Genomic DNA, 25,250 nt, shown 5'->3' on the forward strand with positions numbered 1-25,250 from the left:
CGGGTTGTCAAAAGAGAACTGGCTGAAATTTAGCGTGGGTCGAGCGACAACACTTCTGTTTGCTGGCCCATAACCCGCCAACGCACATTAAATTCCAGCAACAGAACCGCGTATTCACGACTTTCATTATCGTCTTTACGGTAGGCTGGGCGGGGGTCTTGTGCCAAAACCTGGCTGATAAAACGCCGCAAATGTGGATAACGCGTCTGCTGCTGTACTAACTGTTGCTCAGCGGTGGCGGAGAAACACACCGGCATATCTGCATCTGGGGCTGTCTGCGCAAAACCAGCGCGCGCCAGTGGCTGGCTCTCTGCAAAAGGCAGATAGGGTTTAATGTCAATCACCGGGGTACCATCAACCAGATCCAGACTACCCAACTCCAGAATCACCTCTGCGCCCTGGCAACGTATCCCTTTCAGCTCAATCAACGACATGCCGATAGGATTTGGCCGGAAAGTGGAGCGAGTGGCAAATACGCCCATCCGTGTATTACCGCCTAAACGTGGCGGGCGAACCGTCGGACGCCAACCCCCCGCCATGGTTTGATGGAAAACGAACATCACCCATACATGACTGAAGTCAGATAACCCACGCACGGCTTCCGGCTGATTATAGGGAGCCACTAACTGTAACTCACCACCGCCATCTTCAATTAGACCGGGCTGTCTTGGCACCGCAAACTTTTCTTTATAGGGTGAGCGAATCACCCCGATCTGATTGAAGGAAAATACACTCATTTTGATGAAACGTTCAGTGCAGAACCTTGGCACACCGCTTGTTGATAGCAGCCAGGAACGCCACTTTGTATTTCACATCCGTGTAGCAGCACCGCATTGGCTTTCATATAAGAAGCACGGGTCTGCATTCTCTTACGGGCGGTGGCGATACTGGCTGGAGAGTCCTGAACGGTAGATTGGCAAGACTCACCGGATACTTCGCCTAAGTCGCGGAAAGGCTTGCCAACAAGTTCTTCAGCACTTTTATAAAGTTTTACCGGTGCCGGACGAGGGGCTGCCGTTGGGCTGGGTTTAGTCACCGGAGGTGGTTGCTTAACCGGACTTTCTGTGGTGGATGGCTTTGATTGAAGCATGGAGCATCCAGTTAGCGAAAGTGCTAACAGACACAGAGGTAACGCACGCATAGAGATTCCTCAGCCTTTTTTATTTAAGAGGCGCTATTGAAGCAATCTATGATGCAAATAACAAGACGGGCCATAGCCCGTCTTGCAATATATTTAGCAAACACTGATTTTAGCTAACGCCATATTCAGCAAAATAGCCAATTAACACTTACCAGCCTTTTACTGCACCACCGTTGAATGCTTTGTTTGCTGCATCGTAAACTTCATCAGACTGATATGCCTGAACGAATTTCTTCACGTTTTCCGCATCTTTATTGTCTTCGCGGGCTACGATCAGATTGACGTAAGGTGACTCTTTATCTTCCACGAACAAGCCATCTTTAGCAGGTGTTAAGCCAATCTGGCTGGCGTAGGTGGTATTGATAATCGCCAAGGCGATTTGTTGGTCATCCAAAGAACGTGGTAACTGAGGGGCTTCCAGTTCAACCAGTTTCAGGTTTTTAGGATTCTCAACCACATCCAACACGGTTGGCAGCAGACCAACGCCGTCTTTCAGTTTAATCAGACCCACTTTTTGCAGCAGCAACAGAGAACGGCCCAGATTGGTCGGGTCATTTGGCAGTGCAACCTGAGAACCTGGTTGTAACTCTTCCAATGATTTGATTTTCTTAGAGTAACCAGCAATTGGATAAACGAATGAGTTACCCACAGACACTAACTTGTAGCCACGATCTTTAATTTGCTGATCCAGATAAGGCTTGTGCTGGAAGGCATTCAGGTCAATATCACCTTTGCTCAATGCTTCGTTTGGCAATACATAGTCGTTAAAGGTAACCAGTTCAACATCCAGACCATATTTATCTTTTGCCACTTTTTGAGCAACTTCAGCAACTTGTTGCTCGGCACCCACAATGACACCAACTTTAATGTGGTTTGGATCTTTCTCTGCCGGGCCGCAACCCACCAGAGCCAAGGTACCAATCAGTGCACTGACTGCCGCGATAGATTTGAATTTTAAAGACATATCCCTTCCTCTATAGACATTCGTTAAGATGCGCCGCTGTGTGAGGCAGTCGCTATACCCTTGGTACTTGGCGCTGCAGGGTTGTTAGCAACTTTCACTTACCTGAATCACTTACTTGAATAAGCTTATCGGGATATGTTCGCTTGCCGCCTACCTGCAACATCAATTCCTTTGGGTAATTGATGTGTTAAGAACTATTTGTGGGTAACGGCTTTTACGATCCGATCGCCACTGAACTGAATCAGGTAAACCAAAATTACTAATAATACTAATACAGTATTCATTACCGTGGCGTTATAGCCAATGTAACCATACTGATAACCGATCTGGCCTAAGCCACCGGCACCGACTGCACCACCCATCGCGGAATAACCGACCAGGGTAATTAATGTAATAGTGGCGGCATTCACCAAGCCGGGTAGGGCTTCGGGCAACAACACCTTTTTAATAATTTGCATTGGGGTCGCTCCCATCGCACGGGCAGCCTCAACCAAACCAGATGGAATCTCTAGTAGGGCATTCTCCACCATACGAGCAATAAAGGGGGCTGCACCGACCGTTAGTGGCACAATCGCCGCCTGTAACCCAATCGATGTACCGACAATCATTCGAGTGAATGGAATCATCCACACCAATAAGATAATAAAAGGTATGGAACGGAAAATATTCACAACTCCAGACAGGGTGCGGTAAATCTTATTGTTAGCGATAATTTGCCCTGGGCGGGTGACATACAGCAGCACCCCAACCGGTAGCCCTAGCACAAAGCCAAAGAAACCAGACACAAAAGTCATCATTAGAGTTTCCCAGACGCCTCGGCCCATTAACCACATCATTGCCTCAGACATAACCCAGAACCTCTACTTTTACATGATGATCTTGCAAAAACTTGATGGCAGCGAGGCCATCCTGATCGTCGCCATGCAGTTCTGCTAACATGACACCAAACTTAACGCCACCGGCATAATCCATCTGCGAACTGAGAATCCCGATATCAATATTGAAACGGCGCACCGCTTGTGAAATGAGTGGTGCGTCAACGGACTGACCGGTGAACTCCAATTTCAGCAGTGGAACGCGATCTGCAGTTGGTTCCTGCGTCATACGCTGGGCGTAATCTTCTGGAATATCCAAATGGAGTGTTGATTGGATAAATTGTTGCGCCAGCGGAGTTTTCGGATGCGAGAACACTTCACTGACACTGTCTTTCTCAATCAATTTGCCTTCACTTATTACAGCAACCTGATCACAGATGCGTTTCACCACATCCATTTCATGAGTAATAAGCAAAATAGTCAGCCCCAGACGACGATTAATGTCCTTAAGTAGCTCCAGAATCGAACGAGTGGTTGCCGGGTCTAATGCGCTGGTGGCTTCATCGCACAACAAGACTTTTGGATTACTGGCTAAAGCACGCGCGATAGCAACACGCTGCTTCTGACCGCCCGACAAGTTAGCCGGGTAAGCATCTTGCTTATCCGCTAAACCGACCAGATCCAACAGTTCGGTAACTCTCTTCTTTATATCTGCGCGTGACGTGTTATCCAGCTCAAGAGGCAACGCAATATTGCCATACACCGTGCGAGATGACAGTAAATTGAAATGCTGAAAAATCATGCCGATTTGACGACGCGCGCGCGTCAGTTCACCTTCAGATAAGGTTGTCAGATCTTGCCCATCAACCAGAACCTGGCCGCTGGTAGGGCGCTCTAACATATTGGCACAGCGAATCAGTGTACTTTTACCCGCACCTGATGCACCGATAACGCCATAAATTTGTCCAGCAGGGACGTGTAGACTCACGTCTGTAAGTGCGGTAATAGTGTGCGAACCCTGTTGGAACACTTTGCTGATGTGAGAAAGTTTAATCATATTATTCTTATTTTATCGTCGTTTCCGTGGCTAGATAAAAAGTAAACTTCAGCGGAACCAAAGTATAGATTGGATGTTAAGGCGTCTAGACGGCCAAGTCAACTGGCAACACCGATTCTCTTCCATTCTCAATCGGTAATGAAACATGCGATACTAGTGGGGTTTACAGCCCTCAGGAGCAGATAAGTGACTCAGCCCGTCCCCGCAATATTTTTAGATCGTGATGGTACAATTAATGTTGATCACGGTTATGTCCACGAAATTGATAACTTCCAGTTTATAGACGGTGTTATTGATGCTTGTCGTGAATTGAAAGAAATGGGTTTCGCTTTGGTATTGGTAACCAATCAATCAGGTATTGCACGCGGTATGTTTACCGAAGAGCAATTTGTAAGTCTCACCGAGTGGATGGATTGGTCTCTGGCTGACCGTGGTGTTGACCTGGACGGCATCTACTTCTGTCCGCATCACCCCGATGGCAGTGTAGCGGAGTTCAGTGAAACATGTGAATGCCGTAAACCGCTGCCTGGCATGTTACTGCAAGCACAAAGCGAATTGAACATTGATATGGCTTCTTCTTATATGGTTGGTGACAAAATTGAAGATATGCAGGCAGCATTAGCGGCTAATGTCGGCACTAAAGTGTTAGTTCGCACTGGTAAGCCTGTTAGCGCAGAAGGAGAGGCGCTAGCTGATTGGGTGCTAAATAGTCTGGCTGACCTGCCAAAAGCGATAAAAACGCGTCATAAGTAGTCTTTGCGTTCAAATAATCAGCAGTTGGAAAAAACTTTAAGATAAACTCTTGCCATTCTGAGGCGGCTCCCTATAATGCGCATCCATCGACACGGCGCTGTGAGCAACTTCACAGAGTGGCCGGGAAGAACAGAGAAAATTAACTGATTAAGTGGTTGACTCTGTAGTGGGAAAGCGTATTATCTGCCTCCCGCGTTACCGTAAGATTCGCCGAAAGGCAAACGGGTAACGAACGCTCTTTAACAATTTATCAGACAATCTGTGTGGGCACTCGCAAGACGATATCGAAGCCTGTTTCGGCAGGCAGAAGAAATATCAAAGTCTTGAAGAGTGACCAAAGCAGTACACATTTGAACTTCGGTTCGAATGCTTATTTGCAGAAAGTAATCTTTGAGCATCGCTGCTTTTATTAGCAGCAAATCAAACAAATCTTAAATTGAAGAGTTTGATCATGGCTCAGATTGAACGCTGGCGGCAGGCCTAACACATGCAAGTCGAGCGGCAGCGGGAAGTAGTTTACTACTTTGCCGGCGAGCGGCGGACGGGTGAGTAATGTCTGGGAAACTGCCTGATGGAGGGGGATAACTACTGGAAACGGTAGCTAATACCGCATGACCTCGCAAGAGCAAAGTGGGGGACCTTAGGGCCTCACGCCATCGGATGTGCCCAGATGGGATTAGCTAGTAGGTGGGGTAATGGCTCACCTAGGCGACGATCCCTAGCTGGTCTGAGAGGATGACCAGCCACACTGGAACTGAGACACGGTCCAGACTCCTACGGGAGGCAGCAGTGGGGAATATTGCACAATGGGCGCAAGCCTGATGCAGCCATGCCGCGTGTGTGAAGAAGGCCTTCGGGTTGTAAAGCACTTTCAGCGAGGAGGAAGGCAATCGTGTTAATAGCACGGTTGATTGACGTTACTCGCAGAAGAAGCACCGGCTAACTCCGTGCCAGCAGCCGCGGTAATACGGAGGGTGCAAGCGTTAATCGGAATTACTGGGCGTAAAGCGCACGCAGGCGGTTTGTTAAGTCAGATGTGAAATCCCCGCGCTTAACGTGGGAACTGCATTTGAAACTGGCAAGCTAGAGTCTTGTAGAGGGGGGTAGAATTCCAGGTGTAGCGGTGAAATGCGTAGAGATCTGGAGGAATACCGGTGGCGAAGGCGGCCCCCTGGACAAAGACTGACGCTCAGGTGCGAAAGCGTGGGGAGCAAACAGGATTAGATACCCTGGTAGTCCACGCTGTAAACGATGTCGACTTGGAGGTTGTGCCCTTGAGGCGTGGCTTCCGGAGCTAACGCGTTAAGTCGACCGCCTGGGGAGTACGGCCGCAAGGTTAAAACTCAAATGAATTGACGGGGGCCCGCACAAGCGGTGGAGCATGTGGTTTAATTCGATGCAACGCGAAGAACCTTACCTACTCTTGACATCCACAGAACTTAGCAGAGATGCTTCGGTGCCTTCGGGAACTGTGAGACAGGTGCTGCATGGCTGTCGTCAGCTCGTGTTGTGAAATGTTGGGTTAAGTCCCGCAACGAGCGCAACCCTTATCCTTTGTTGCCAGCACGTAATGGTGGGAACTCAAGGGAGACTGCCGGTGATAAACCGGAGGAAGGTGGGGATGACGTCAAGTCATCATGGCCCTTACGAGTAGGGCTACACACGTGCTACAATGGCAGATACAAAGTGAAGCGAACTCGCGAGAGCAAGCGGACCACATAAAGTCTGTCGTAGTCCGGATTGGAGTCTGCAACTCGACTCCATGAAGTCGGAATCGCTAGTAATCGTAGATCAGAATGCTACGGTGAATACGTTCCCGGGCCTTGTACACACCGCCCGTCACACCATGGGAGTGGGTTGCAAAAGAAGTAGGTAGCTTAACCTTCGGGAGGGCGCTTACCACTTTGTGATTCATGACTGGGGTGAAGTCGTAACAAGGTAACCGTAGGGGAACCTGCGGTTGGATCACCTCCTTACCTAACGATACGCATTGCGCAGTGTCCACACAGATTGTCTGATGAATGTAAATGAGCAAGAGCACCTGTTGATGTTGTGAGTTTCGACTCATGCTGATGCGAAACGGTTAGATCTCGGTTTAATCGGAACTTCGTGTCCCCATCGTCTAGAGGCCTAGGACACTGCCCTTTCACGGCTGTAACAGGGGTTCGAATCCCCTTGGGGACGCCACTCCGATAATGTGTGAAAGACATTATCAACTGAATATCTTAAAGATGACTTTAACGAGTCGTGTTTAAGATATTGCTCTTTAACAATCTGGAACAAGCTGAAAATTGAAACAATACAGCTGAAACTTATCTCTCCGTAGAATGACTGAGGTAAGGATTAACCTGTATTAGAGTCTCTCAAATAATCGCAATGCCAATGTGCATTCTAATGAAGAGAGTCGCGTGAGCTAAGTGAAGGCAAGGCGTACGGCACAGAGGAAGCGGAGTGAACTTCATGTTCATGAGCATTCCGAGTACCGCACAACGCTGTATTCACGACGCGCAACCGACTTGAACATAAGAAACACCTTTGGGTTGTGAGGTTAAGCGACTAAGCGTACACGGTGGATGCCTAGGCAGTCAGAGGCGATGAAGGGCGTGCTAATCTGCGAAAAGCGTCGGTAAGCTGATATGAAGCGTTACAACCGACGATACCCGAATGGGGAAACCCAGTGCAATTCGTTGCACTATTGCATGGTGAATACATAGCCATGCAAGGCGAACCGGGGGAACTGAAACATCTAAGTACCCCGAGGAAAAGAAATCAACCGAGATTCCCCCAGTAGCGGCGAGCGAACGGGGAAGAGCCCAGAGTCTGAATCAGTTTGTGTGTTAGTGGAAGCGTCTGGAAAGTCGCACGGTACAGGGTGATAGTCCCGTACACCAAAACACACTTGCTGTGAACTCGATGAGTAGGGCGGGACACGTGACATCCTGTCTGAATATGGGGGGACCATCCTCCAAGGCTAAATACTCCTGACTGACCGATAGTGAACCAGTACCGTGAGGGAAAGGCGAAAAGAACCCCGGCGAGGGGAGTGAAATAGAACCTGAAACCGTGTACGTACAAGCAGTGGGAGCCTACTTTGTTGGGTGACTGCGTACCTTTTGTATAATGGGTCAGCGACTTATATTTTGTAGCAAGGTTAACCGAATAGGGGAGCCGTAGGGAAACCGAGTCTTAACTGGGCGTCTAGTTGCAAGGTATAGACCCGAAACCCGGTGATCTAGCCATGGGCAGGTTGAAGGTTGGGTAACACTAACTGGAGGACCGAACCGACTAATGTTGAAAAATTAGCGGATGACTTGTGGCTGGGGGTGAAAGGCCAATCAAACCGGGAGATAGCTGGTTCTCCCCGAAAGCTATTTAGGTAGCGCCTCGTGAACTCATCTTCGGGGGTAGAGCACTGTTTCGGCTAGGGGGTCATCCCGACTTACCAAACCGATGCAAACTCCGAATACCGAAGAATGTTATCACGGGAGACACACGGCGGGTGCTAACGTCCGTCGTGAAGAGGGAAACAACCCAGACCGCCAGCTAAGGTCCCAAAGTCATGGTTAAGTGGGAAACGATGTGGGAAGGCATAGACAGCCAGGATGTTGGCTTAGAAGCAGCCATCATTTAAAGAAAGCGTAATAGCTCACTGGTCGAGTCGGCCTGCGCGGAAGATGTAACGGGGCTAAACCATGCACCGAAGCTGCGGCAGCGACACTTAGGTGTTGTTGGGTAGGGGAGCGTTCTGTAAGCCGTTGAAGGTGACTTGTGAGGGTTGCTGGAGGTATCAGAAGTGCGAATGCTGACATAAGTAACGATAATGCGGGTGAAAAACCCGCACGCCGGAAGACCAAGGGTTCCTGTCCAACGTTAATCGGGGCAGGGTGAGTCGACCCCTAAGGCGAGGCTGAAAAGCGTAGTCGATGGGAAACAGGTTAATATTCCTGTACTTGGTGTTACTGCGAAGGGGGGACGGAGAAGGCTAGGCTAGCCGGGCGACGGTTGTCCCGGTTTAAGCATGTAGGCGGAGTGACTTGGTAAATCCGGTTGCTTATCAACGCTGAGGTGTGATGACGAGCCACTACGGTGGTGAAGTAGTTGATGCCAAGCTTCCAGGAAAAGCCTCTAAGCATCAGGTAACATTAAATCGTACCCCAAACCGACACAGGTGGTCAGGTAGAGAATACTCAGGCGCTTGAGAGAACTCGGGTGAAGGAACTAGGCAAAATGGTGCCGTAACTTCGGGAGAAGGCACGCTGGCATTAGGTAATGGGACTTGCTCCCGGCGCCGAAGCCAGTCGCAGATACCAGCTGGCTGCAACTGTTTAATAAAAACACAGCACTGTGCAAACACGAAAGTGGACGTATACGGTGTGACGCCTGCCCGGTGCTGGAAGGTTAATTGATGGGGTCAGCCGCAAGGCGAAGCTCTTGATCGAAGCCCCAGTAAACGGCGGCCGTAACTATAACGGTCCTAAGGTAGCGAAATTCCTTGTCGGGTAAGTTCCGACCTGCACGAATGGCGTAATGATGGCCAGGCTGTCTCCACCCGAGACTCAGTGAAATTGAACTCGCTGTGAAGATGCAGTGTACCCGCGGCAAGACGGAAAGACCCCGTGAACCTTTACTATAGCTTGACACTGAACATTGAGCCTTGATGTGTAGGATAGGTGGGAGGCATCGAAGTGTGGACGCCAGTCTGCATGGAGCCAACCTTGAAATACCACCCTTTAATGTTTGATGTTCTAACTCGGCCCCGTGATCCGGGGTGAGGACAGTGTCTGGTGGGTAGTTTGACTGGGGCGGTCTCCTCCCAAAGAGTAACGGAGGAGCACGAAGGTTAGCTAATCACGGTCGGACATCGTGAGGTTAGTGCAAAGGCATAAGCTAGCTTGACTGCGAGAGTGACGGCTCGAGCAGGTACGAAAGTAGGTCTTAGTGATCCGGTGGTTCTGAATGGAAGGGCCATCGCTCAACGGATAAAAGGTACTCCGGGGATAACAGGCTGATACCGCCCAAGAGTTCATATCGACGGCGGTGTTTGGCACCTCGATGTCGGCTCATCACATCCTGGGGCTGAAGTAGGTCCCAAGGGTATGGCTGTTCGCCATTTAAAGTGGTACGCGAGCTGGGTTTAGAACGTCGTGAGACAGTTCGGTCCCTATCTGCCGTGGGCGTTGGAAGATTGAGAGGGGCTGCTCCTAGTACGAGAGGACCGGAGTGGACGAATCACTGGTGTTCGGGTTGTCATGCCAATGGCATTGCCCGGTAGCTAAATTCGGAAGAGATAACCGCTGAAAGCATCTAAGCGGGAAACTTGCCTCGAGATGAGTCTTCCCTGGGGCTTTAAGCCCCCTGAAGGAACGTTAAAGACTATGACGTTGATAGGCTGGGTGTGTAAGTGCAGCGATGCATTGAGCTAACCAGTACTAATGATCCGTGAGGCTTAACCTTACAACACCAAAGGTGTTTTAGATTTGAGAGATAGAAATTTTCAGCGAAGTTCCGAGATTGGGCTGGCTGGCTGTGTGGAGACATATAGCGGGTTTAGTTTAGACAGAATTTGCCTGGCGGCCTTAGCGCGGTGGTCCCACCTGATCCCATGCCGAACTCAGAAGTGAAACGCCGTAGCGCCGATGGTAGTGTGGGGTCTCCCCATGCGAGAGTAGGACACTGCCAGGCATCAAACACGAGTTACCAGAGTGACATCTGGTAACTAACAAAATCGCTTAGAGCGGTTTTTCACAGCGCGGAGCGCTGGCCCTGTCAAGGGTAAGTATCGGGAAGATACGCGTAAAAGAATCGGTGGAGCGGTAGTTCAGTTGGTTAGAATACCTGCCTGTCACGCAGGGGGTCGCGGGTTCGAGCCCCGTCCGTTCCGCCACTTATTGCAAAACCCTGGATCTCTGATTCAGGGTTTTTTGCATTGTAATTTTTATATATTGTTGATCTGCTGGATATATTTCTGCGACAAAACCCAACCACAACTCTCTTATTGTCAGTTTGCGACTCCACCATCTGGCTCTCTGTGCTATTTATAATTTTAATTCAATGGGTTATTTACCACACTTTTAACAGAACAGAATGGTTAAGAGCAGCCTGGATACACTATAGGAATAAGGAAATATCGATTCTTGATGGGGTAAGCCCTCAGACAGAGGGCTTAATGTTATGCGGGTTCTTTACGGCAAATTAATAATGTATGCCCAATACCAAGACCATCAATATCTTTCTCAACGTAGAATCCAGCGGTAGATAAGCACTGGTAAAAAGTATCTGAATGATAAAAACGGCTATTACCGTTAGCCATACATGTAAAATAAAGAGATGAGGCATTCAAACTGAATGCACCAGCTTCAAATTGTTGCCTATCCCAAAATATCTCCATGATGCATACGTAACTATCGGGCTTCATTGCATGATGAATAAGCTTAAGAATATGGACGATTCGTTCTTCACTAAAGCAGTCTAGAAACTGACTCATCCACCAAACGTCTGCTTCTGCTGGCAATCGATCAGCTAATAACAGATCCACAGGATATGTACTGATACGGTCTCTATAGCCTTTGCTTTTGACGTTCTCGTTAGCTAAGACTAACTGTTGTGGCAAATCCAGCAATGTTATTTTCACATCAGGGTCATAGGCCGCACACTGTAAAGCCCACTTCCCAGTATTTGCACCAATGTCATATATATGTTTTGGTTCAAGATCAAAAATAGCTTTTAGCGCAAGCTGAAAGGCATTATCGGAATAAAAATGATCAAAGGCGAACCAACTTTCACGTGCGGCAGTCGGCAACTCGCTTAGTGCAGGGTAAATAGTAGGCCATTCACCAAATACGGATAATCCGGCTGGCTTTCCTGTCTCTAGTGCTTCTTTTAGATTGAATAAACCCTGATAACAAACGTCCTGAGTGAAGTCCATATTTACGCGGGTCATTTGATCATGCAATAAGTAGTGACCGACCTTGCCCAGATAAAATCGGTTTTCCTGTTGGTAGAGGATATTACCGCTAAGCCCCATGTCTAGCAGGATGCTGATTGCATATCGGCTTAGTGTGCAATGAGTCTGAAGCTCATCGAGTGTAATACCACCTTTACCTGATTTATCTAATGCAGCTAAAATTCCTGACTCTCTCAGGTTAAGCGCAGCTTGAAATAGCATAGGGGCAAAAGCTATTTTCTGAGCTTCAGTGATTGCCGCCAAAGCACTAATTTGGTCTTTATCATATCCGTAGCGCAAGCTTACGTCCTCGTAATTCAGGTAATAGCTCACCATTTAGCATTATTCAGCTTTAATGGTGAGCATAAAATTAAGATAACTATTTGTTATATAATGTTTTTATATTGACAGGCGATTTAGTTGAATCTGGATATCTTTATTCAAGTTAGCGATCCAGCGATTATATTTTGAGTGTATTTTCCCATTTTTGGCATCCATGTTAGTACTGCCAATATATTTGATTTGGTAATTATTAGCATTGTAATTAATTTGGATTTCAACAGTGTGATCGCGATTTATTAACTTCCCGTTAATCACGCCTTCAGCGCCAGGTATCATTACCCAACCACGGTTTATCCCACCAGCCAGAATCGCTTTTTGTACTTCTGAAGTCGTGTGACTACCAATTATCGTTTGGTTAACGTTTTGGATAGGCGTCGTACCTGCACATCCAACAATAAATGTGATAGATACCAACCCGACCAAGAGTGCTTTTAATAGTTTCATGATGATCCAATTAATTAATGATTTTCATGTTAACCCATGATAGGAGTAACGGAAGAATGCTAAATAGCAGAGATAAAATACTCTGACTTATTCTAATACACAAATATTCTTATGTTTGTTTTGTTTTAAATAAATGTAAAATTTATATTGTTATTTTGCGTCATTTTTTATTTTAAAATAATAATTATTTTTATTAAGTTTTTATCTAAAGAATGTTGAAGTTATGCCGATAAATAAAATATTTTACTTTTTAATTTTTTTAAAAATGCGATATGAATGGCCGATAATTAAACCAAAAGATAATAGATAAAGTTTTTAAATGCTTTTTACCTAAAAATAGAATAAATTATCTCGCTTTGCTGTCTGGAAGTTCTGATATCGTGGCTCATTCATTGAATGTATTGAACTGGCGTGCTTTGGCTCCTGGTATGGAGTCGCAAGAGCACTGGCTTGCCTGGGCACAGGAGGAGGCACTCTCGGCGACATGGCAAGGGGATTTACCCAAGTCATCGCATATCCCTATGATGTCCGCTAGAAGAATGAGTACAGGCAGCCGACTAGCTGTTGAAGCGGGGCTTTCGTTACTAGAGGAAGACACGGCTGATATGGCGATATTTACCAGTCGCCATGGGGAATTAGAGCGCACTTATAAAATATTGCAATCCCTCCATCAGCAGCAGAATATTTCGCCAACAGATTTTGCTATGTCAGTGCATAATACTGCCTCCGGCTGGTTAACTATCATGGCGAGCAATACCATGCCAGTGACGTCTCTTGCCGCAGGCATAGATAGTTTTCAACAAGGTATAGTCGAAGCTATGGGGATGCTGGCTTGCGGCGCTGAGCGTGTGTTATTGGTCGATTTCGATGGAGTAATGCCTGATTTTTATCATTCTCAGACTTCTCCAATAGGGTTGCCCTATGCCTTGGCATTAGTGTTAACCACCGGCGATGATTTACAGTGTGAACGTATTTCTAAGATTGATGTTAATAATTCTGAATTGCCTCAGGGTCTTAGTTTTTTACGTAATTGGTTGAGCAAAAAGGGTTCTTTCGTTATACAAGGCCAGCATAATAATTGGCACTGGAGTCAGTGATGGACAGTTCTCTTGCAGTACAAACTGCACCCCAACATTCTTCTTTGCTAAATCGGTTATGGCGAGTGGCTGCAACCGGTTTTTGTTTTGCACTTTTTGGCCTAGGTGGGCTGTTATTATCTATTCTATGGTTTACCTCTCTGCGCCTAATTGTTCGCTCTGAAGTAGTGCGTAACCAGATCACTCAGCAAAGTATTCGTTATAGTTTTCAACTGTTCTTGCGTATTGCTAAATTTCTGGGTGTTTTTGATTATCAAATAGAAAATAATGAGCTGTTTTGTGAGGACTCGGGGTGTCTGATTGTTGCTAACCATCCTAGCTTATTGGATTATGTGCTGTTGGCAGCACACATGCCAAGATGTGATTGTATTGTCAAAGAAGCGTTGTTAAATAATATATTTGTTTCCGGTGTGATTAAATCCGCAGGATACTTAGTTAATGCTGAATCAGATAAATTATTAGCACACTGTAAAGCGCGTTTAGGCCGAGGAGGAAGTATCCTTATATTTCCTGAAGGGACCAGAACAACCGCAGGTTGTGCACTGAATTTGCAACGAGGAGCGGCGAATATCGCGCTACATAGTGGGTGTGATATTCGCGTAGTATATATTGATTGCAACCCACCAATGCTGACGAAAGAACTAAAATGGTATAATATACCGCCGGTAAAACCTCAATTTAATATTATTGTTCAAAATAAAATCAATAGTAATGACTTTATTCAAGATGGCGATTTATCGTTAGCACTTGCTGCACGACGACTTACTAAACATTTAACCTGTGCATTAATGCCTGAATCTAAGAGAAAGAGTTAATGGAATTACTAAGTTGTGAGATTAAACAGCTAATTATTGATGCCCTAAATCTGGAAGGTATGTCGGTGGATGATATTGACTCACAGGCTGCATTATTTGGTGACGGTTTAGGTTTAGATTCAATCGATGCGCTAGAACTGGGATTAGCACTCAAAAACCGATATAGCGTTGTACTCTCTGCTGAGAGTGAAGATATGCGTCAGCACTTTTATTCGGTAGAAACGCTCGCGAAATTTATTTCTCAACAGCGTAACTAACAGGATATTGTCATAATGGAAAAACAAGAAATTTATCAGCAAATTACAGCTCTTCTGGTTAAGCTATTTGAAATTGATGAAGCTGACATCAAACCAGAATCACGGCTTTATGAAGAGTTAGAGCTAGACAGTATTGATGCTGTCGATCTGGTTGTACATTTGCAGAAAGTGACGGGTAAAAAAATAATGCCGGAAATGTTCAAATCCGTTCGAACGGTTCAAGATATTGTCGATGCCGTCGATAATTTATTAAACACCAAGTCGTAAATGGTGAAATCAGGTGACAGCTAATCAGCGTAATTTATTCATTGGTCGCCTGACTGTTTTGCTCAAAATCCTCACCGTTATTGCACTTACAGCCTACCCACTGGCGGTATGGTTTGGTTTATCGCGCTGGGGAATGCAGGTATTAGCGCCAATATTGTTATTAATGTTTACATTGCGCCTCTTTGCCGTGCGCAGCAAAATTAAGCAACAACTTTGGTTAGGTAAAGCGCTGGCGCTTGCTGGCATTATTCTGTCTTTGGCAAGCTGGGGTTTAGGCAAGGCGCAGTGGTTGTTGTTTTATCCTGTCGCGGTAAACATCATTTTACTGGTGCTGTTTTCCTATTCTTTATTTCGCCCCCCACCCATCATTGAAAGATTGGCAAGGCTGTCCGAGCCTGAATTATCTTCCCGAGCGGTGGCTTATACCCGAAAGGTGACACAGGTATGGTGCGGATTTTTTGCAGTAAATGGCACTATTGCTCTGGCGACCTGTTTATACGGCAATATGCATATATGGGCTTTATATAACGGTGGCTTGAGCTATTTACTTATTGGTTCTTTGATGGGTCTGGAATGGATAATCAGGAAAAGGGTTCAACAGCAGTAAATCTACCCATGGCGAATTGGTTGGATCATTCTCGGGATGATGACCAGGTTATCGCCATGTGTGGCGCAAAGACCATAACCTTGAGTCAATTCAGGTGCGATGTTACCTATCTATTTAATAAAATTAATTTTTTACCCAATCAGTGCTGGGCATTATGTTTTGAAAATAGCTATTGGTTTACTGTTGCGCTGCTGGCTACGCTGTATTGCCAAAAAACGCCGGTAATTTTCGGCCATGCACGTGAGGCCGTTCTCAAAGAGCAATTGCATGAGTTTGATGGCCTGCTGACGGATCAATTACTGAATCTTGCCTGTCCAAGCGTTATAGTCGCAAGCCATGCCTCTAGTGAGACTGCCTATCATCCATTACCTGATTGGCCTTCTGCTGCGTCATTAATCCTCTTCACCTCGGGTTCTACGGGGGCTCCAAAAGCAGTCGTTAAATCTGTTGCGAGTTTGGATACCGAAAGCCATTGGCTGGCTGTTCAATGGGGAGGGCGCTTTGATAGAAAGAATAACCCATTAATTGTTGCGTCGGTGTCTCATCAACATTTATACGGGCTGACTTTTCGTATCTTTTTACCCCTCTCGCTGGGTATTCCCTTTCAGGCTGAGTTGATTGGTTATCATGAACAACTTCAGTCACTACCTGAATCTTGCTCACCAATATTTATTAGCAGTCCGGCATTTCTAAAGCGCATGGATACAAAATTGTCGCCGATTTTGTGTCGACAGATATTTTCCGCGGGCGGGCCGCTCAGTTATCAGGATGCGCAATCTACTTTAAATACACTGGGTACATTGCCAACAGAGATTTATGGTGCCACTGAAACCGGTGTTATTGCTTATCGCCACCAATCAGCACCTGAACAAGCATGGCAGTTTTTCTCCGGTGTCAGTTTGGACATCAACAGCGACAATACTTTCACTGTTTACTCTGCCTTGATACCTGAATCAACAGGTATACCAATGAGCGATATTATAGAGCTATCCGATAACCGGCAGCGTTTTTATCTGCTGGGGCGTAAAGATCGAATAGTTAAAATAGAAGAGAAGCGTGTTTCACTCACAGAGATAGAACAGCGCTTAATATCACTTCCTGAAATTGCAGATGCGACGGTATTGGTCTTAAGCCAAAACGAAAGAGTGAACATTGCTGCTGTTGTGGTATTGACCGACACAGGTAAAGAGCAACTTGCAGCAGAATCATTGAGGTCTTTTACTCAAAGCTTACGCAATACTTTGCGTCACTGGCTTGAGCCGGTCTCTGTTCCTCGTCGTTTACGTGTGATTGATGTTATCCCGCTGAATCCACAAGGGAAGCGTGATTATGCCCGCTTACAGGAGCTATTCTTATGATGTTGCCCGTCGTCGTCAGTCAGCAAATAACAGGTGATCATTTTGCCAGCATTGATCTCTTATTACCTGCTGATTTACTGTGGTTTAGTGGTCATTTCCCCACCTGTTCAATATTGCCCGGCGTCGCACAAATCAATTGGGTTATGCACTACGCCAATCAGTTACTGGGTCAGTTGCCGGTCGTGAGAAGTATCGATGTCGTAAAATTCCAGCGGCCACTGATGCCTGACGATGAAGTCACTCTCGTACTTAATTGGCAACGAACAAATCATAAACTGATGTTTAAGTACCTTGTCCATGGCGAAATAACTGCCAGTAGTGGAAAAATATCTCTATGTCAGTAACCACTTTCGCGCCGTGCGTGGTTATCCCTTGTTTCAATCATGGTGAGACTATGGCGGGTGTTTTATCTCAGTTGGCTATGTATCAATTGCCGTGTCTGATAATTGATGATGGCAGTGATGTTGATACTGCCAATGAGCTAACACGCCTGGCGGCGAAATACCCGTGGGTGGTGCTAATAACACAACCCGAAAATCGGGGGAAGGGTCATGCCGTTCTGAATGGATTGACCGTGGCGCAAAAGCAGGGTTACAGCCATGCTTTGCAAGTCGATGCTGATGGCCAGCACCAATTATCTGATATTCCAATAATGCTGGCCGAGGCAGAAAAATACCCCCATCATCTAATTTCAGGACGACCGGTTTACGATGAGTCTGTACCGAAGGCGCGGCTTTATGGCCGCTATATCACCCACTTCTGGGTATGGATCGAAACCTTATCTTTGTCGCTGAAAGACAGTATGTGTGGTTTTCGCGTTTATCCGATTGCCGAAACACAGGCTTTGGCTGCCCGGCACCCATTGGGTGTGCGAATGGATTTTGATACTGAGGTGATGGTGAGATTATATTGGCAGGGAACTGAGAGCCGGTTCTTGCCAACACAGGTCACCTATCCCGCAGAAGGTATTTCACATTTTGATGCGCTGCATGACAACTTACGTATTTCGTGGATGCATACCCGGCTATTTTTTGGCATGTTGCCGCGTATTCCTGCGTTGCTAAAGCGTAATATGCAAAAGCCCGAGCACCATTGGTCCCAGACGAAAGAACGCAATGGTTTGTGGGGGATGCGCTTGATGTTACGCAGTTATAAAATTCTGGGGCGCACAACTTTTAACCTGTTGTTATATCCTGTTATTGGCTATTTTTGGCTTACCGGACATCGTCAGCGCCAGGCATCAAACCATTATTTACAACACCTTACGGCTTTCGCCAAACAGCAAAATCACCCCTTACCGGCATCCTTAAACAGCTTCCGCCATTTCATGCGGTTTGGTGAGTCTATGCTCGATAAACTGGCGAGCTGGCAAGGGGATTTAGTGATGGGTAAAGATGTGGTTTTGGTTGGGCGTGAGCGCTGTGAGGCACAAATCGCCAGCCGTCAGGGGGCGCTAATTCTGGCATCGCATTTAGGTGATATTGAATCTTGTCGCGCTTTGGCTGAGCTATCTGTTGGTGTAAAAGTTAATGCATTGGTCTTTACCCAGCATGCTGCCCGTTTTAATCAGGTCATGCAGGAGATTAACCCACACGCACTGATTAACCTTATCCAGGTAACCTCTATTGGACCTGATACTGCCATTTTATTGCGCCAGAAGCTGGATGAAGGGGAGTGGGTCGCGATTGTTGGTGATAGAACCTCCGTCAGCCCTTATCAACGAGATAACCAACCAAGAGTCATTTGGAGCACCTTCTTAGGCCACCCAGCACCTTTCCCGGTTGGGCCGTTTGCGTTAGCTGCGGCATTGCGCTGCCCGGTGTTTTTGATGTTTGGTTTAAAACTCGGTAGGCAGGGGAAGGAGGCTGCACCATCAGGTGTTATTGATCCCGCATCTGCTGCCCGATTACATGTTTATTTTGAACCTTTCGCCGATCCATTGATATTACCGCGAGCAAATCGTCAGTCGGCATTGCAACAGGCAGTGGAGAGTTACGCCGCCCGCCTGGAGCACTACAGTTTATTAGCGCCGCTCGATTGGTTTAATTTTTATGATTTTTGGCATTTAAACGATGAAAAGCCAAACCAAGGAAATCAGTGACATGAATTTACCCGATGACCCGCGTTTTACTACCCGGATAGTTCACAATATCCCGTTTCATGATATTGACCCTATGGGGGTGGTGTGGCATGGCAATTATTTCCGTTATTTTGAAATTGCTCGTGAGGCTTTACTGAATCAAATTGATTATGGTTACCGCGCGATGCAGGCGTCAGGCTATGTGTGGCCAATAGTTGATACGCGAGTGAAATACATTGCCCCGCTCGAATTTGAACAGCGTATTCATATTTGTGCCTCTATTGAAGAATATGAGAACCGCTTACGTATCGGTTACCAGATTTATGATGCGACCAGCGGGAAGCGCATGACAACCGGCTACACCATTCAGGTTGCCGTTAAAGCATCCACGAAAGAAATGAGCTTTGTTTCACCGCCGGTACTGCTGGAAAGAATGGGTATCGTCTCATGAAATCGATATTCACCGTTCTCTTACTGTGTCTCAGTATCAGCGCTCATGCGGTAACGTTGGCATCGTTACAACAACGATTCAGCGAACAACCGGTGTTGCGCGCCGAATTTGAACAGCAGCGCAGTATTAGTGGAATGAATAAACCTTTAAAATCAAGTGGTAATTTACTGATTTCACAGGATAAAGGGCTGTGGTGGTCACAGCAGCAACCTTTCGTTCTGACACTGCTACTCGACGATAAGCGCATGGTGCAAACCATGGCCGGCCAGCCTGCGCAGGTTATTACTGCTGACAGCAATCCGCAAATGTTCCAATTTAATCACTTATTAACGGCACTATTTCATGCTGATACGTCGATTTTGGAGCAGAATTTTACCTTAGCTTTCACTGATAGTGGTCAAGATCGTTGGGTGTTAGTACTCACCCCGAAAACCACGCCATTGGATAAGCTCTTTAAAAGCATCACGTTGCACGGTCAATATTTTCTGGAAACTATCGATATTGAAGATATGCAGGGAGATGGGACCCACATCCGGTTTTTCAACCAATTAACTGAACCTAAGATACTGAGCCATGCCGAACAGCAGCTTTTTGCGCACTGATTGCCATCGAAAACTGGCTATCGGCTGGTTACTTATCTGTTTGCTGTTACTGGCAACATTACTCTGGCTGATCCCTCGTAGTCAGATTAACAGCAGTGTCTTGGCACTATTGCCCAAGCAGGAGTTGGCAGGCGTACCTGTCGAATTAACCGCAGGGTTTAATCAGCGTCTTGATCGCCAATTAGTGTGGCTGGTTAGCCCAGCAGAAGACCAATTGGCTCCGGTGAACTGGTGGTTGCAGCAGTTACAAAAAATGCCTGCGCTGCATCAGGTCAGTGGTGAGATGACTGCTCAACGTTTACAGGCGTGGGGCGCCTTTTTCTTTCAGCATCGTAATGTATTGTTGGATGAGGCTACCCGTCTGCGATTAAGCCATGGTGGAGCGGCACAGGCTCAGTGGATATTGGGGCAGGCGTATTCGGCATTTGCTGGCGTGAGTGGTAAAGAGTTGCAGTATGATCCTTTACTGTTGGTCCGTGGCTCTCAATTAGCACAACAACAAAACAGTGGGGCATTAAGTATCAGTAAGGGCTGGCTGGTGGCGAAAGATAGCCAGGGCCGCCCATGGTATTTGATTCACGGTGAATTACGCGCTTCATCTTATGATATGGCCAGTGCCCGTAGCACCGTTGAGTCATTGGCTGAATTAAAGCAGCAACTTCAGCAGCGTTGGCCCGGTACTGAAGTCTTGGAACGCGGCACGCTTTTTTACAGTAATTACGCGAGTCAGCAGGCTGAAAGTGATATCTCGACCATTGGTTTGATCTCCGTCGCCGGTGTATTCCTGCTGATATTGATAATGTTTAAATCGCTATTGCCACTCGCCTTATGCCTTTTATCAATAACTATTGGGGCATTGGCTGGGGCGGTTGCCACGTTACTGGTCTTTGGCGAAGTCCATGTAATGACGCTGGTATTGAGTGCCAGTATCATTGGTATTTCAGCGGATTATACACTTTATTATCTGACAGACCGCATGGCGCACGGTGGTCAAACGTCGCCATTGGAGAGCCTGGCAAAACTTTTCCCAGCCCTGTCAATGGCGCTACTCACCACCGTAATTGCCTATCTGATTCTGCTTATTGCGCCTTTCCCTGGGTTGCAGCAATTGGCTGTTTTTGCCGCCGCAGGTCTAACCGCCGCCTGTATCACGGTGATGTGTTGGTATCCGATATTGGCTAAACGGTTGCCGGTGCGCCCGGTTCCGCGCCTAAAGCTTATTTATCTGTGGCTAGAGAGTTGGCAAAACAACCGAATGTTACGTTTAGGCTTGCCGGCCCTGATTGCTATTTTGACTATCAGTGGGTTAGCCACATTAAAAATTAATGACGATATCAGTGAATTGCAGGCGATGCCGCGTGAGTTCCAGCAACAGGAACAGCGCATTGCGGCACTTACCGGTCAGCACAGCGATCAAAAATGGTTCGTTGTGTATGGTGATAATGCTGAACAGGCATTGCAACGTCTGGAGCAATTCTCTCCACAGCTATCACAGGCGAAAAAGGCTGGATGGATTGAAAGTTATCGTGTGTTGCCGCTGCCATCATTATTGCGGCAGCAACAAAATCTGGCATTACTTGAACAAACCGCGCCAACTATTATCCACCAATTGCAACAGGCGGGTATTAGCGTTTCTCTGCCAGATTTGCCAGCACAAGGCAACCAGCATACATGGGTGACCCCGGAACAATGGCTTGGCTCGGTGGTCAGTGAGGGCTGGCGATTGCTTTGGCTCTCATTACCTGATGGGCGCACAGCGATGTTGGTGCCGGTAAGTGGTGTCAGTAATCCGGCGGCACTGCAACAGTTAGCGGAGTCCGTGCCAGGAGTGACTTGGGTTGACAGGAAAACAGAGTTCAATGCGCTATTTTCTCTCTACCGCGCCTATCTATCATGGTTGTTACTCATTGCAGTGGTTGCTATAGCTGTAGTCTATTGCTGGCGCCTGGGTCTGCGTCGCGGCCTCTATTGTGTGGCACCGACGTTACTTTCATTGGGGATGGGGCTGGCGGTACTTTCTCTTACCGGCCACTCGTTAAATCTCTTCTCGTTGCTGGCATTAATATTGGTTCTGGGGATTGGTATCAATTATACCCTGTTCTTTACCAATCCCCGAGGGACGCCTAGCACCTCAATGTTTGCTATTTTTATGGCGGTGTTCACCACGCAACTGACTTTCGGCATGCTGGTATTTAGCCACACCCAAGCCATCAGTAGCTTTGGCATTGTGCTGAGTAGTGGTGTGTTTACAGCCTTCTTATTAGCGCCTCTGGCGCTGCCCAAGCCAAAAGGAGAGCCTGAGTGAATTATAAACGCTGTGGGGTGTTACTCGTTTTAGCCTTATTGATTGTAGGGTGTGCCAGTTCGCCGGACCAAACACAGCCTAAAGCCTGGCTTAAGCCCGGGGTGCGGGTCGCTTTGCCGCAACCGACTTTGGCACAACCTATCAATCAGCAGCAATTACTGACTGCAACAGCGCAGGGGAAGCAGCAGTCATTATTAGTGTTACTTCAGGCTGATGGGCAGCGCTTAACCTTGGTTGGGCTGTCGCCGCTTGGGATCCGCTTGTTCAAGGTTTCCTATGACCTGCAAGGTATTCATTTAGAGCAAACCATGAAAATTGTTGGATTACCTCCAGCAAATCAGGTTCTTGCCGATATTATGCTGAGTTATTGGCCCATCATATCATGGCGTCCGTTATTACCCGGAAATTGGCGGTTGGTGGATGAAGGGGATACACGCAGACTCTATGATGACAAAAACCAAATAGTGACAGAGATTCGCTACCAGCTATCAGGTAACACCCGTAAGCCAATCACTATTGAGCAATTTGTCTTTCACTACCGTATTACTATCCAAAATGTGGAGGAGTAACAGCGATGGTCTATTTCTCTGCTGTTGGCATGGTTAATGCGTTAGGTAGCTCATTGTCTGAAGTGAGTGCGAGCCTTCGTGCCGGGTTAGCCCCAGGCATGGCTCCCCAGCAAGGGTGGCTCTTGGGTGATTCGCCGATTTGGCTGGGTGCGGTGAATACTGAATTGCCTACCTTGCCCGAGCCACTTTCACAGCACAATAGCCGGAATAATCGCCTGTTGTTGGCGGCATTGTCGCAGATTCAACCTGAGGTTTCCGCATGCATTCTTCGCTATGGCGTATCACGGGTTGCTGTGATTATGGGAACCAGCACCTCAGGTATTTTTGAGGGGGAACGGGCGGTTAGAGAATATCAGCCTGGTTCTGGTGACGTCGCCGGGCAGTTTCCGCCAGGGTATCACTATCAACAGCAGGAGTTAGGCGATCCTAGCATCTTCCTCTCGCGTTATTTGGGGCTGAATGGCCCGAGTTATACCGTGTCTACGGCTTGTTCTTCCAGTGTACGGGCGATTATCAGCGGTAAACGTTTGATTGAGTCTGGAATAGTCGATGCGGCGATAGTCGGTGGCGCTGACAGTTTATGTCGTATGCCCATCAACGGTTTTCATAGCCTGGAGTCACTTTCGGCTGAGCGTTGTACCCCTTTTGCCGCGGAGCGCAAAGGGATCAACGTGGGTGAGGCAGCGGCGTTGATTTTATTATCACGTGAACCTTCACCTGTAGCGTTACTCGGGGTTGGGGAGTCCTCCGATGCCTGGCATATGTCCGCCCCCCATCCTGAAGGGCATGGGGCGGAACAGGCTATCAGGATGGCATTACGTCAGGCAGGGTTGCAGCCCGCTGATGTGGGCTACATCAATCTACATGGCACGGCGACGCGGTTAAATGATCAGATAGAAGCGCAGGTCGTGAATAGGGTTTTTGGTCATCAGACCCCTTGTAGTTCAACTAAACATCTTACCGGGCATACGCTGGGGGCCGCTGGGGCCACAGAGGCGGCACTCAGTTGGCTGATGTTAAGCCGGACTCTACCCTTACCAGTACAAGATTTTTCTCATGCTTCTTGGGATACTACTTTGGCCGAGATTAATTTGGTCACCAAGCCGGAAGTACTTAAAACCCCGGTTATTTTGTCGAACTCATTCGCTTTTGGTGGCAACAATGCGTGTGTGATATTAGGAGCCGGCTGATGGCGTATTCCGCTGAACATTACCTCCCACATCAATCACCAATGGTGATGCTGGATAACGTCCATTGGGTAGGGGAGGACGGGGCTGAATGCAGGGTCACCTTGAGTAAGCATGGGGTGCTTGCGCCGTTCCTCGATGCTCAGGGCTGCCTCCCCAACTGGTTTGCTATCGAATTAATGGCACAAACTATCGGCGTGTGGCGTGGCTGGCATGGCTTGGCGCAAGCGATACCTCCCACGATAGGGATGCTACTTGGTGGGCGAGCTATCAGCTGTGAATTACCGGCATTTCCTGCGGGTAGCGAACTTCAGGTTTGTGTCCAGTTAATCCTGCAAGATGAAAAAATTGGCAGTTTCGAGTGCAGTATCAACATGGCTGGAAAGCAGGTTGCTCGTGGTCGGCTAAATACTTATCAGCCAGATGCCGAAGAAATAAAAAAACTCACATTGAGGAAAGGCGCATGAAGCGTTCTGTTTTAGTCACCGGGGCCAGCAAAGGGATCGGGCGGGCCATCGCACACCGTCTGGCTGCGGATGGTTTTTTAGTGGTTGTTCATTATCACCAAGATCTTACTGGCGGTGAAGCGACACTGGCTCAGATTATTGAGGCGGGTGGTGAAGGGCGCTTGATCTGTTTTGATATCAGCGACAGGCCGCAGTGTAAAGAGGTACTCGAGCAGGATATCGCCACTCATGGCGCTTACTACGGTGTGGTGAACAATGCCGGTATTACGCGTGATGGTGCATTCCCAGCATTGACGCAAGAAGATTGGGATGGCGTCATTCATACCAATCTGGACAGTTTCTATAATGTGTTGCACCCCTGCGTAATGCCGATGATCGGTTTACGTAACGGCGGGCGCATTATTGCGCTTTCTTCGGTCTCCGGTGTGGTGGGGAATCGTGGTCAGGTGAATTACAGTGCGGCTAAAGCGGGGGTTATCGGGGCTTGTAAGGCTTTGGCGCTGGAGTTGGCTAAACGCAAGATTACCGTGAATTGTATTGCACCTGGGTTGATTGATACTGGCATGATCAATATGGAGCCTATCGCGCTGCAAGAAGCCATGCGGATGATCCCACTTAAACGGATGGGAGAAGCTGAAGAGGTGGCTGGTTTAGCCAGTTACCTGATGTCAGATATCGCCGGTTATGTCACGCGTCAGGTGATTTCAATTAATGGAGGAATGGTATGAG

The 25,250-nt window shown here is 47.4% G+C and carries 23 protein-coding genes, 2 tRNA genes and 3 rRNA genes; 21 read left to right on the forward strand and 7 right to left on the reverse strand.

Going from position 1 to position 25,250, the window contains the following annotated elements:
• Nucleotides 1–29: 29 nt before the first annotated feature.
• From tsaA to metN, 5 genes are all read right to left on the reverse strand, one after another.
• On the reverse strand, nucleotides 30–737 hold the full coding sequence (gene tsaA / locus V1953_RS04415; RefSeq protein ID WP_372559753.1) for a tRNA (N6-threonylcarbamoyladenosine(37)-N6)-methyltransferase TrmO: 708 nt from the start codon (nucleotides 735–737) through the stop codon (nucleotides 30–32).
• Nucleotides 734–1,141, reverse strand: a complete 408-nt coding sequence (gene rcsF, locus V1953_RS04420; RefSeq protein ID WP_083162966.1) for an Rcs stress response system protein RcsF — start codon at nucleotides 1,139–1,141, stop codon at nucleotides 734–736. Before rcsF ends, tsaA begins: the two co-directional genes overlap by 4 nt.
• A gap of 148 nt (nucleotides 1,142–1,289) precedes the next feature.
• Nucleotides 1,290–2,105 (reverse strand): MetQ/NlpA family lipoprotein, encoded by an 816-nt coding sequence (locus V1953_RS04425; RefSeq protein WP_042569242.1) that lies wholly within the window; start codon nucleotides 2,103–2,105, stop codon nucleotides 1,290–1,292.
• Between the two features lie 194 nt (nucleotides 2,106–2,299).
• Nucleotides 2,300–2,953 (reverse strand): methionine ABC transporter permease MetI, encoded by a 654-nt coding sequence (locus tag V1953_RS04430; protein WP_050078607.1) that lies wholly within the window; start codon nucleotides 2,951–2,953, stop codon nucleotides 2,300–2,302.
• Nucleotides 2,946–3,977, reverse strand: a complete 1,032-nt coding sequence (gene metN / locus V1953_RS04435; protein ID WP_083162968.1) for a methionine ABC transporter ATP-binding protein MetN — start codon at nucleotides 3,975–3,977, stop codon at nucleotides 2,946–2,948. The genes V1953_RS04430 and metN overlap by 8 nt, the downstream gene beginning before the upstream one ends.
• Before the next feature lie 186 nt (nucleotides 3,978–4,163).
• Here metN and gmhB point away from each other — a divergent pair, with 186 nt between their 5' ends.
• From gmhB to V1953_RS04465, 6 genes are all read left to right on the forward strand, one after another.
• Complete coding sequence (gene gmhB, locus V1953_RS04440; protein WP_083162970.1) at nucleotides 4,164–4,730, forward strand: D-glycero-beta-D-manno-heptose 1,7-bisphosphate 7-phosphatase; 567 nt, start codon at nucleotides 4,164–4,166, stop codon at nucleotides 4,728–4,730.
• A 433-nt stretch (nucleotides 4,731–5,163) separates the two neighbouring features.
• Nucleotides 5,164–6,706, forward strand: a 16S ribosomal RNA gene (locus V1953_RS04445).
• Between the two features lie 135 nt (nucleotides 6,707–6,841).
• A tRNA-Glu gene (locus V1953_RS04450) sits at nucleotides 6,842–6,917 on the forward strand.
• 359 nt (nucleotides 6,918–7,276) lie between these two features.
• Nucleotides 7,277–10,184, forward strand: a 23S ribosomal RNA gene (locus V1953_RS04455).
• 112 nt (nucleotides 10,185–10,296) lie between these two features.
• Nucleotides 10,297–10,412: ribosomal RNA gene (gene rrf / locus V1953_RS04460) — 5S ribosomal RNA — on the forward strand.
• The 16S, 23S and 5S rRNA genes sit together here with 2 tRNA genes alongside, the layout of an rRNA operon.
• Before the next feature lie 125 nt (nucleotides 10,413–10,537).
• A tRNA-Asp gene (locus V1953_RS04465) sits at nucleotides 10,538–10,614 on the forward strand.
• Nucleotides 10,615–10,899: 285 nt separating this feature from the next.
• Here V1953_RS04465 and V1953_RS04470 read toward each other — a convergent pair.
• Together V1953_RS04470 and V1953_RS04475 are read right to left on the reverse strand one after the other, a co-directional pair.
• A complete protein-coding gene (locus tag V1953_RS04470; protein ID WP_442850696.1) occupies nucleotides 10,900–12,009 on the reverse strand; it encodes a methyltransferase in 1,110 nt (369 codons plus the stop codon).
• Between the two features lie 63 nt (nucleotides 12,010–12,072).
• Nucleotides 12,073–12,459, reverse strand: a complete 387-nt coding sequence (locus tag V1953_RS04475; RefSeq protein WP_083162974.1) for a hypothetical protein — start codon at nucleotides 12,457–12,459, stop codon at nucleotides 12,073–12,075.
• 380 nt (nucleotides 12,460–12,839) lie between these two features.
• On the opposite strand from V1953_RS04475, the gene V1953_RS04480 reads away from it, so the two are divergent.
• Genes V1953_RS04480 through V1953_RS04550 form a run of 15 tightly spaced genes read left to right on the forward strand, consistent with a single transcriptional unit; the run spans nucleotide 12,840 to nucleotide 25,249 of the window.
• Nucleotides 12,840–13,556 carry a beta-ketoacyl synthase chain length factor gene (locus tag V1953_RS04480; RefSeq protein ID WP_083162976.1) on the forward strand — a complete coding sequence of 239 codons (717 nt, stop codon included), beginning with the start codon at nucleotides 12,840–12,842 and terminating at the stop codon, nucleotides 13,554–13,556.
• A complete protein-coding gene (locus V1953_RS04485) occupies nucleotides 13,556–14,371 on the forward strand; it encodes a lysophospholipid acyltransferase family protein (RefSeq protein WP_442850697.1) in 816 nt (271 codons plus the stop codon). Before V1953_RS04480 ends, V1953_RS04485 begins: the two co-directional genes overlap by 1 nt.
• A complete protein-coding gene (locus V1953_RS04490; RefSeq protein ID WP_083162977.1) occupies nucleotides 14,371–14,628 on the forward strand; it encodes a phosphopantetheine-binding protein in 258 nt (85 codons plus the stop codon). The genes V1953_RS04485 and V1953_RS04490 overlap by 1 nt, the downstream gene beginning before the upstream one ends.
• Nucleotides 14,629–14,643: 15 nt before the next feature.
• A complete protein-coding gene (locus V1953_RS04495) occupies nucleotides 14,644–14,895 on the forward strand; it encodes an acyl carrier protein (protein WP_083162978.1) in 252 nt (83 codons plus the stop codon).
• A 13-nt stretch (nucleotides 14,896–14,908) separates the two neighbouring features.
• Entirely contained in the window at nucleotides 14,909–15,502 is a 594-nt protein-coding gene (locus V1953_RS04500; RefSeq protein WP_083162979.1) for a hypothetical protein, read from the forward strand.
• 8 nt (nucleotides 15,503–15,510) lie between these two features.
• Nucleotides 15,511–16,860 (forward strand): AMP-binding protein, encoded by a 1,350-nt coding sequence (locus tag V1953_RS04505; protein WP_442851299.1) that lies wholly within the window; start codon nucleotides 15,511–15,513, stop codon nucleotides 16,858–16,860.
• Entirely contained in the window at nucleotides 16,857–17,204 is a 348-nt protein-coding gene (locus V1953_RS04510; RefSeq protein WP_372569527.1) for an ApeI family dehydratase, read from the forward strand. Before V1953_RS04505 ends, V1953_RS04510 begins: the two co-directional genes overlap by 4 nt.
• Nucleotides 17,195–18,961 (forward strand): glycosyltransferase family 2 protein, encoded by a 1,767-nt coding sequence (locus V1953_RS04515; protein WP_442850698.1) that lies wholly within the window; start codon nucleotides 17,195–17,197, stop codon nucleotides 18,959–18,961. The genes V1953_RS04510 and V1953_RS04515 overlap by 10 nt, the downstream gene beginning before the upstream one ends.
• A gap of 1 nt (nucleotide 18,962) precedes the next feature.
• Complete coding sequence (locus V1953_RS04520) at nucleotides 18,963–19,391, forward strand: acyl-CoA thioesterase (protein ID WP_372559744.1); 429 nt, start codon at nucleotides 18,963–18,965, stop codon at nucleotides 19,389–19,391.
• The gene (locus tag V1953_RS04525; protein WP_083162984.1) at nucleotides 19,388–19,993 is read left to right on the forward strand and encodes a LolA family protein; all 606 of its coding nucleotides are present in this window, start codon (nucleotides 19,388–19,390) and stop codon (nucleotides 19,991–19,993) included. Before V1953_RS04520 ends, V1953_RS04525 begins: the two co-directional genes overlap by 4 nt.
• Nucleotides 19,965–22,298 carry an MMPL family transporter gene (locus tag V1953_RS04530; RefSeq protein WP_442848515.1) on the forward strand — a complete coding sequence of 778 codons (2,334 nt, stop codon included), beginning with the start codon at nucleotides 19,965–19,967 and terminating at the stop codon, nucleotides 22,296–22,298. Before V1953_RS04525 ends, V1953_RS04530 begins: the two co-directional genes overlap by 29 nt.
• Nucleotides 22,295–22,867: a DUF3261 domain-containing protein gene (locus V1953_RS04535; protein ID WP_083162985.1), complete on the forward strand. Its 573-nt coding sequence runs from the start codon at nucleotides 22,295–22,297 to the stop codon at nucleotides 22,865–22,867. Before V1953_RS04530 ends, V1953_RS04535 begins: the two co-directional genes overlap by 4 nt.
• Before the next feature lie 5 nt (nucleotides 22,868–22,872).
• Entirely contained in the window at nucleotides 22,873–24,057 is a 1,185-nt protein-coding gene (locus tag V1953_RS04540) for a beta-ketoacyl-[acyl-carrier-protein] synthase family protein (protein ID WP_083162986.1), read from the forward strand.
• Complete coding sequence (locus V1953_RS04545) at nucleotides 24,057–24,521, forward strand: ApeP family dehydratase (RefSeq protein WP_083162988.1); 465 nt, start codon at nucleotides 24,057–24,059, stop codon at nucleotides 24,519–24,521. The genes V1953_RS04540 and V1953_RS04545 overlap by 1 nt, the downstream gene beginning before the upstream one ends.
• Entirely contained in the window at nucleotides 24,518–25,249 is a 732-nt protein-coding gene (locus V1953_RS04550; RefSeq protein WP_083162990.1) for a 3-ketoacyl-ACP reductase FabG2, read from the forward strand. Before V1953_RS04545 ends, V1953_RS04550 begins: the two co-directional genes overlap by 4 nt.
• The last annotated feature ends 1 nt before the right edge of the window (nucleotide 25,250 follow it).

It is taken from the genome of Yersinia sp. 2541 StPb PI (genome assembly GCF_052217145.1).
In the GTDB taxonomy this organism is placed as follows: Bacteria; Pseudomonadota; Gammaproteobacteria; order Enterobacterales; family Enterobacteriaceae; genus Yersinia; species Yersinia enterocolitica_E.

Bases quoted from the DNA above. Each gene is read 5' to 3' on its own strand.
- tsaA (WP_372559753.1), bottom strand. From the start codon at position 737: ATGAGTGTATTTTCCTTCAATCAGATCGGGGTGATTCGCTCACCCTAT.
- rcsF (WP_083162966.1), bottom strand. From the start codon at position 1,141: ATGCGTGCGTTACCTCTGTGTCTGTTAGCACTTTCGCTAACTGGATGC.
- V1953_RS04425 (WP_042569242.1), bottom strand. From the start codon at position 2,105: ATGTCTTTAAAATTCAAATCTATCGCGGCAGTCAGTGCACTGATTGGT.
- V1953_RS04430 (WP_050078607.1), bottom strand. From the start codon at position 2,953: ATGTCTGAGGCAATGATGTGGTTAATGGGCCGAGGCGTCTGGGAAACT.
- metN (WP_083162968.1), bottom strand. From the start codon at position 3,977: ATGATTAAACTTTCTCACATCAGCAAAGTGTTCCAACAGGGTTCGCAC.
- V1953_RS04470 (WP_442850696.1), bottom strand. From the start codon at position 12,009: ATGGTGAGCTATTACCTGAATTACGAGGACGTAAGCTTGCGCTACGGA.
- V1953_RS04475 (WP_083162974.1), bottom strand. From the start codon at position 12,459: ATGAAACTATTAAAAGCACTCTTGGTCGGGTTGGTATCTATCACATTT.
- V1953_RS04485 (WP_442850697.1), top strand. From the start codon at position 13,556: ATGGACAGTTCTCTTGCAGTACAAACTGCACCCCAACATTCTTCTTTG.
- V1953_RS04490 (WP_083162977.1), top strand. From the start codon at position 14,371: ATGGAATTACTAAGTTGTGAGATTAAACAGCTAATTATTGATGCCCTA.
- V1953_RS04495 (WP_083162978.1), top strand. From the start codon at position 14,644: ATGGAAAAACAAGAAATTTATCAGCAAATTACAGCTCTTCTGGTTAAG.
- V1953_RS04505 (WP_442851299.1), top strand. From the start codon at position 15,511: ATGGCGAATTGGTTGGATCATTCTCGGGATGATGACCAGGTTATCGCC.
- V1953_RS04510 (WP_372569527.1), top strand. From the start codon at position 16,857: ATGATGTTGCCCGTCGTCGTCAGTCAGCAAATAACAGGTGATCATTTT.
- V1953_RS04515 (WP_442850698.1), top strand. From the start codon at position 17,195: ATGTCAGTAACCACTTTCGCGCCGTGCGTGGTTATCCCTTGTTTCAAT.
- V1953_RS04520 (WP_372559744.1), top strand. From the start codon at position 18,963: ATGAATTTACCCGATGACCCGCGTTTTACTACCCGGATAGTTCACAAT.
- V1953_RS04525 (WP_083162984.1), top strand. From the start codon at position 19,388: ATGAAATCGATATTCACCGTTCTCTTACTGTGTCTCAGTATCAGCGCT.
- V1953_RS04530 (WP_442848515.1), top strand. From the start codon at position 19,965: ATGCCGAACAGCAGCTTTTTGCGCACTGATTGCCATCGAAAACTGGCT.
- V1953_RS04540 (WP_083162986.1), top strand. From the start codon at position 22,873: ATGGTCTATTTCTCTGCTGTTGGCATGGTTAATGCGTTAGGTAGCTCA.
- V1953_RS04545 (WP_083162988.1), top strand. From the start codon at position 24,057: ATGGCGTATTCCGCTGAACATTACCTCCCACATCAATCACCAATGGTG.
- V1953_RS04550 (WP_083162990.1), top strand. From the start codon at position 24,518: ATGAAGCGTTCTGTTTTAGTCACCGGGGCCAGCAAAGGGATCGGGCGG.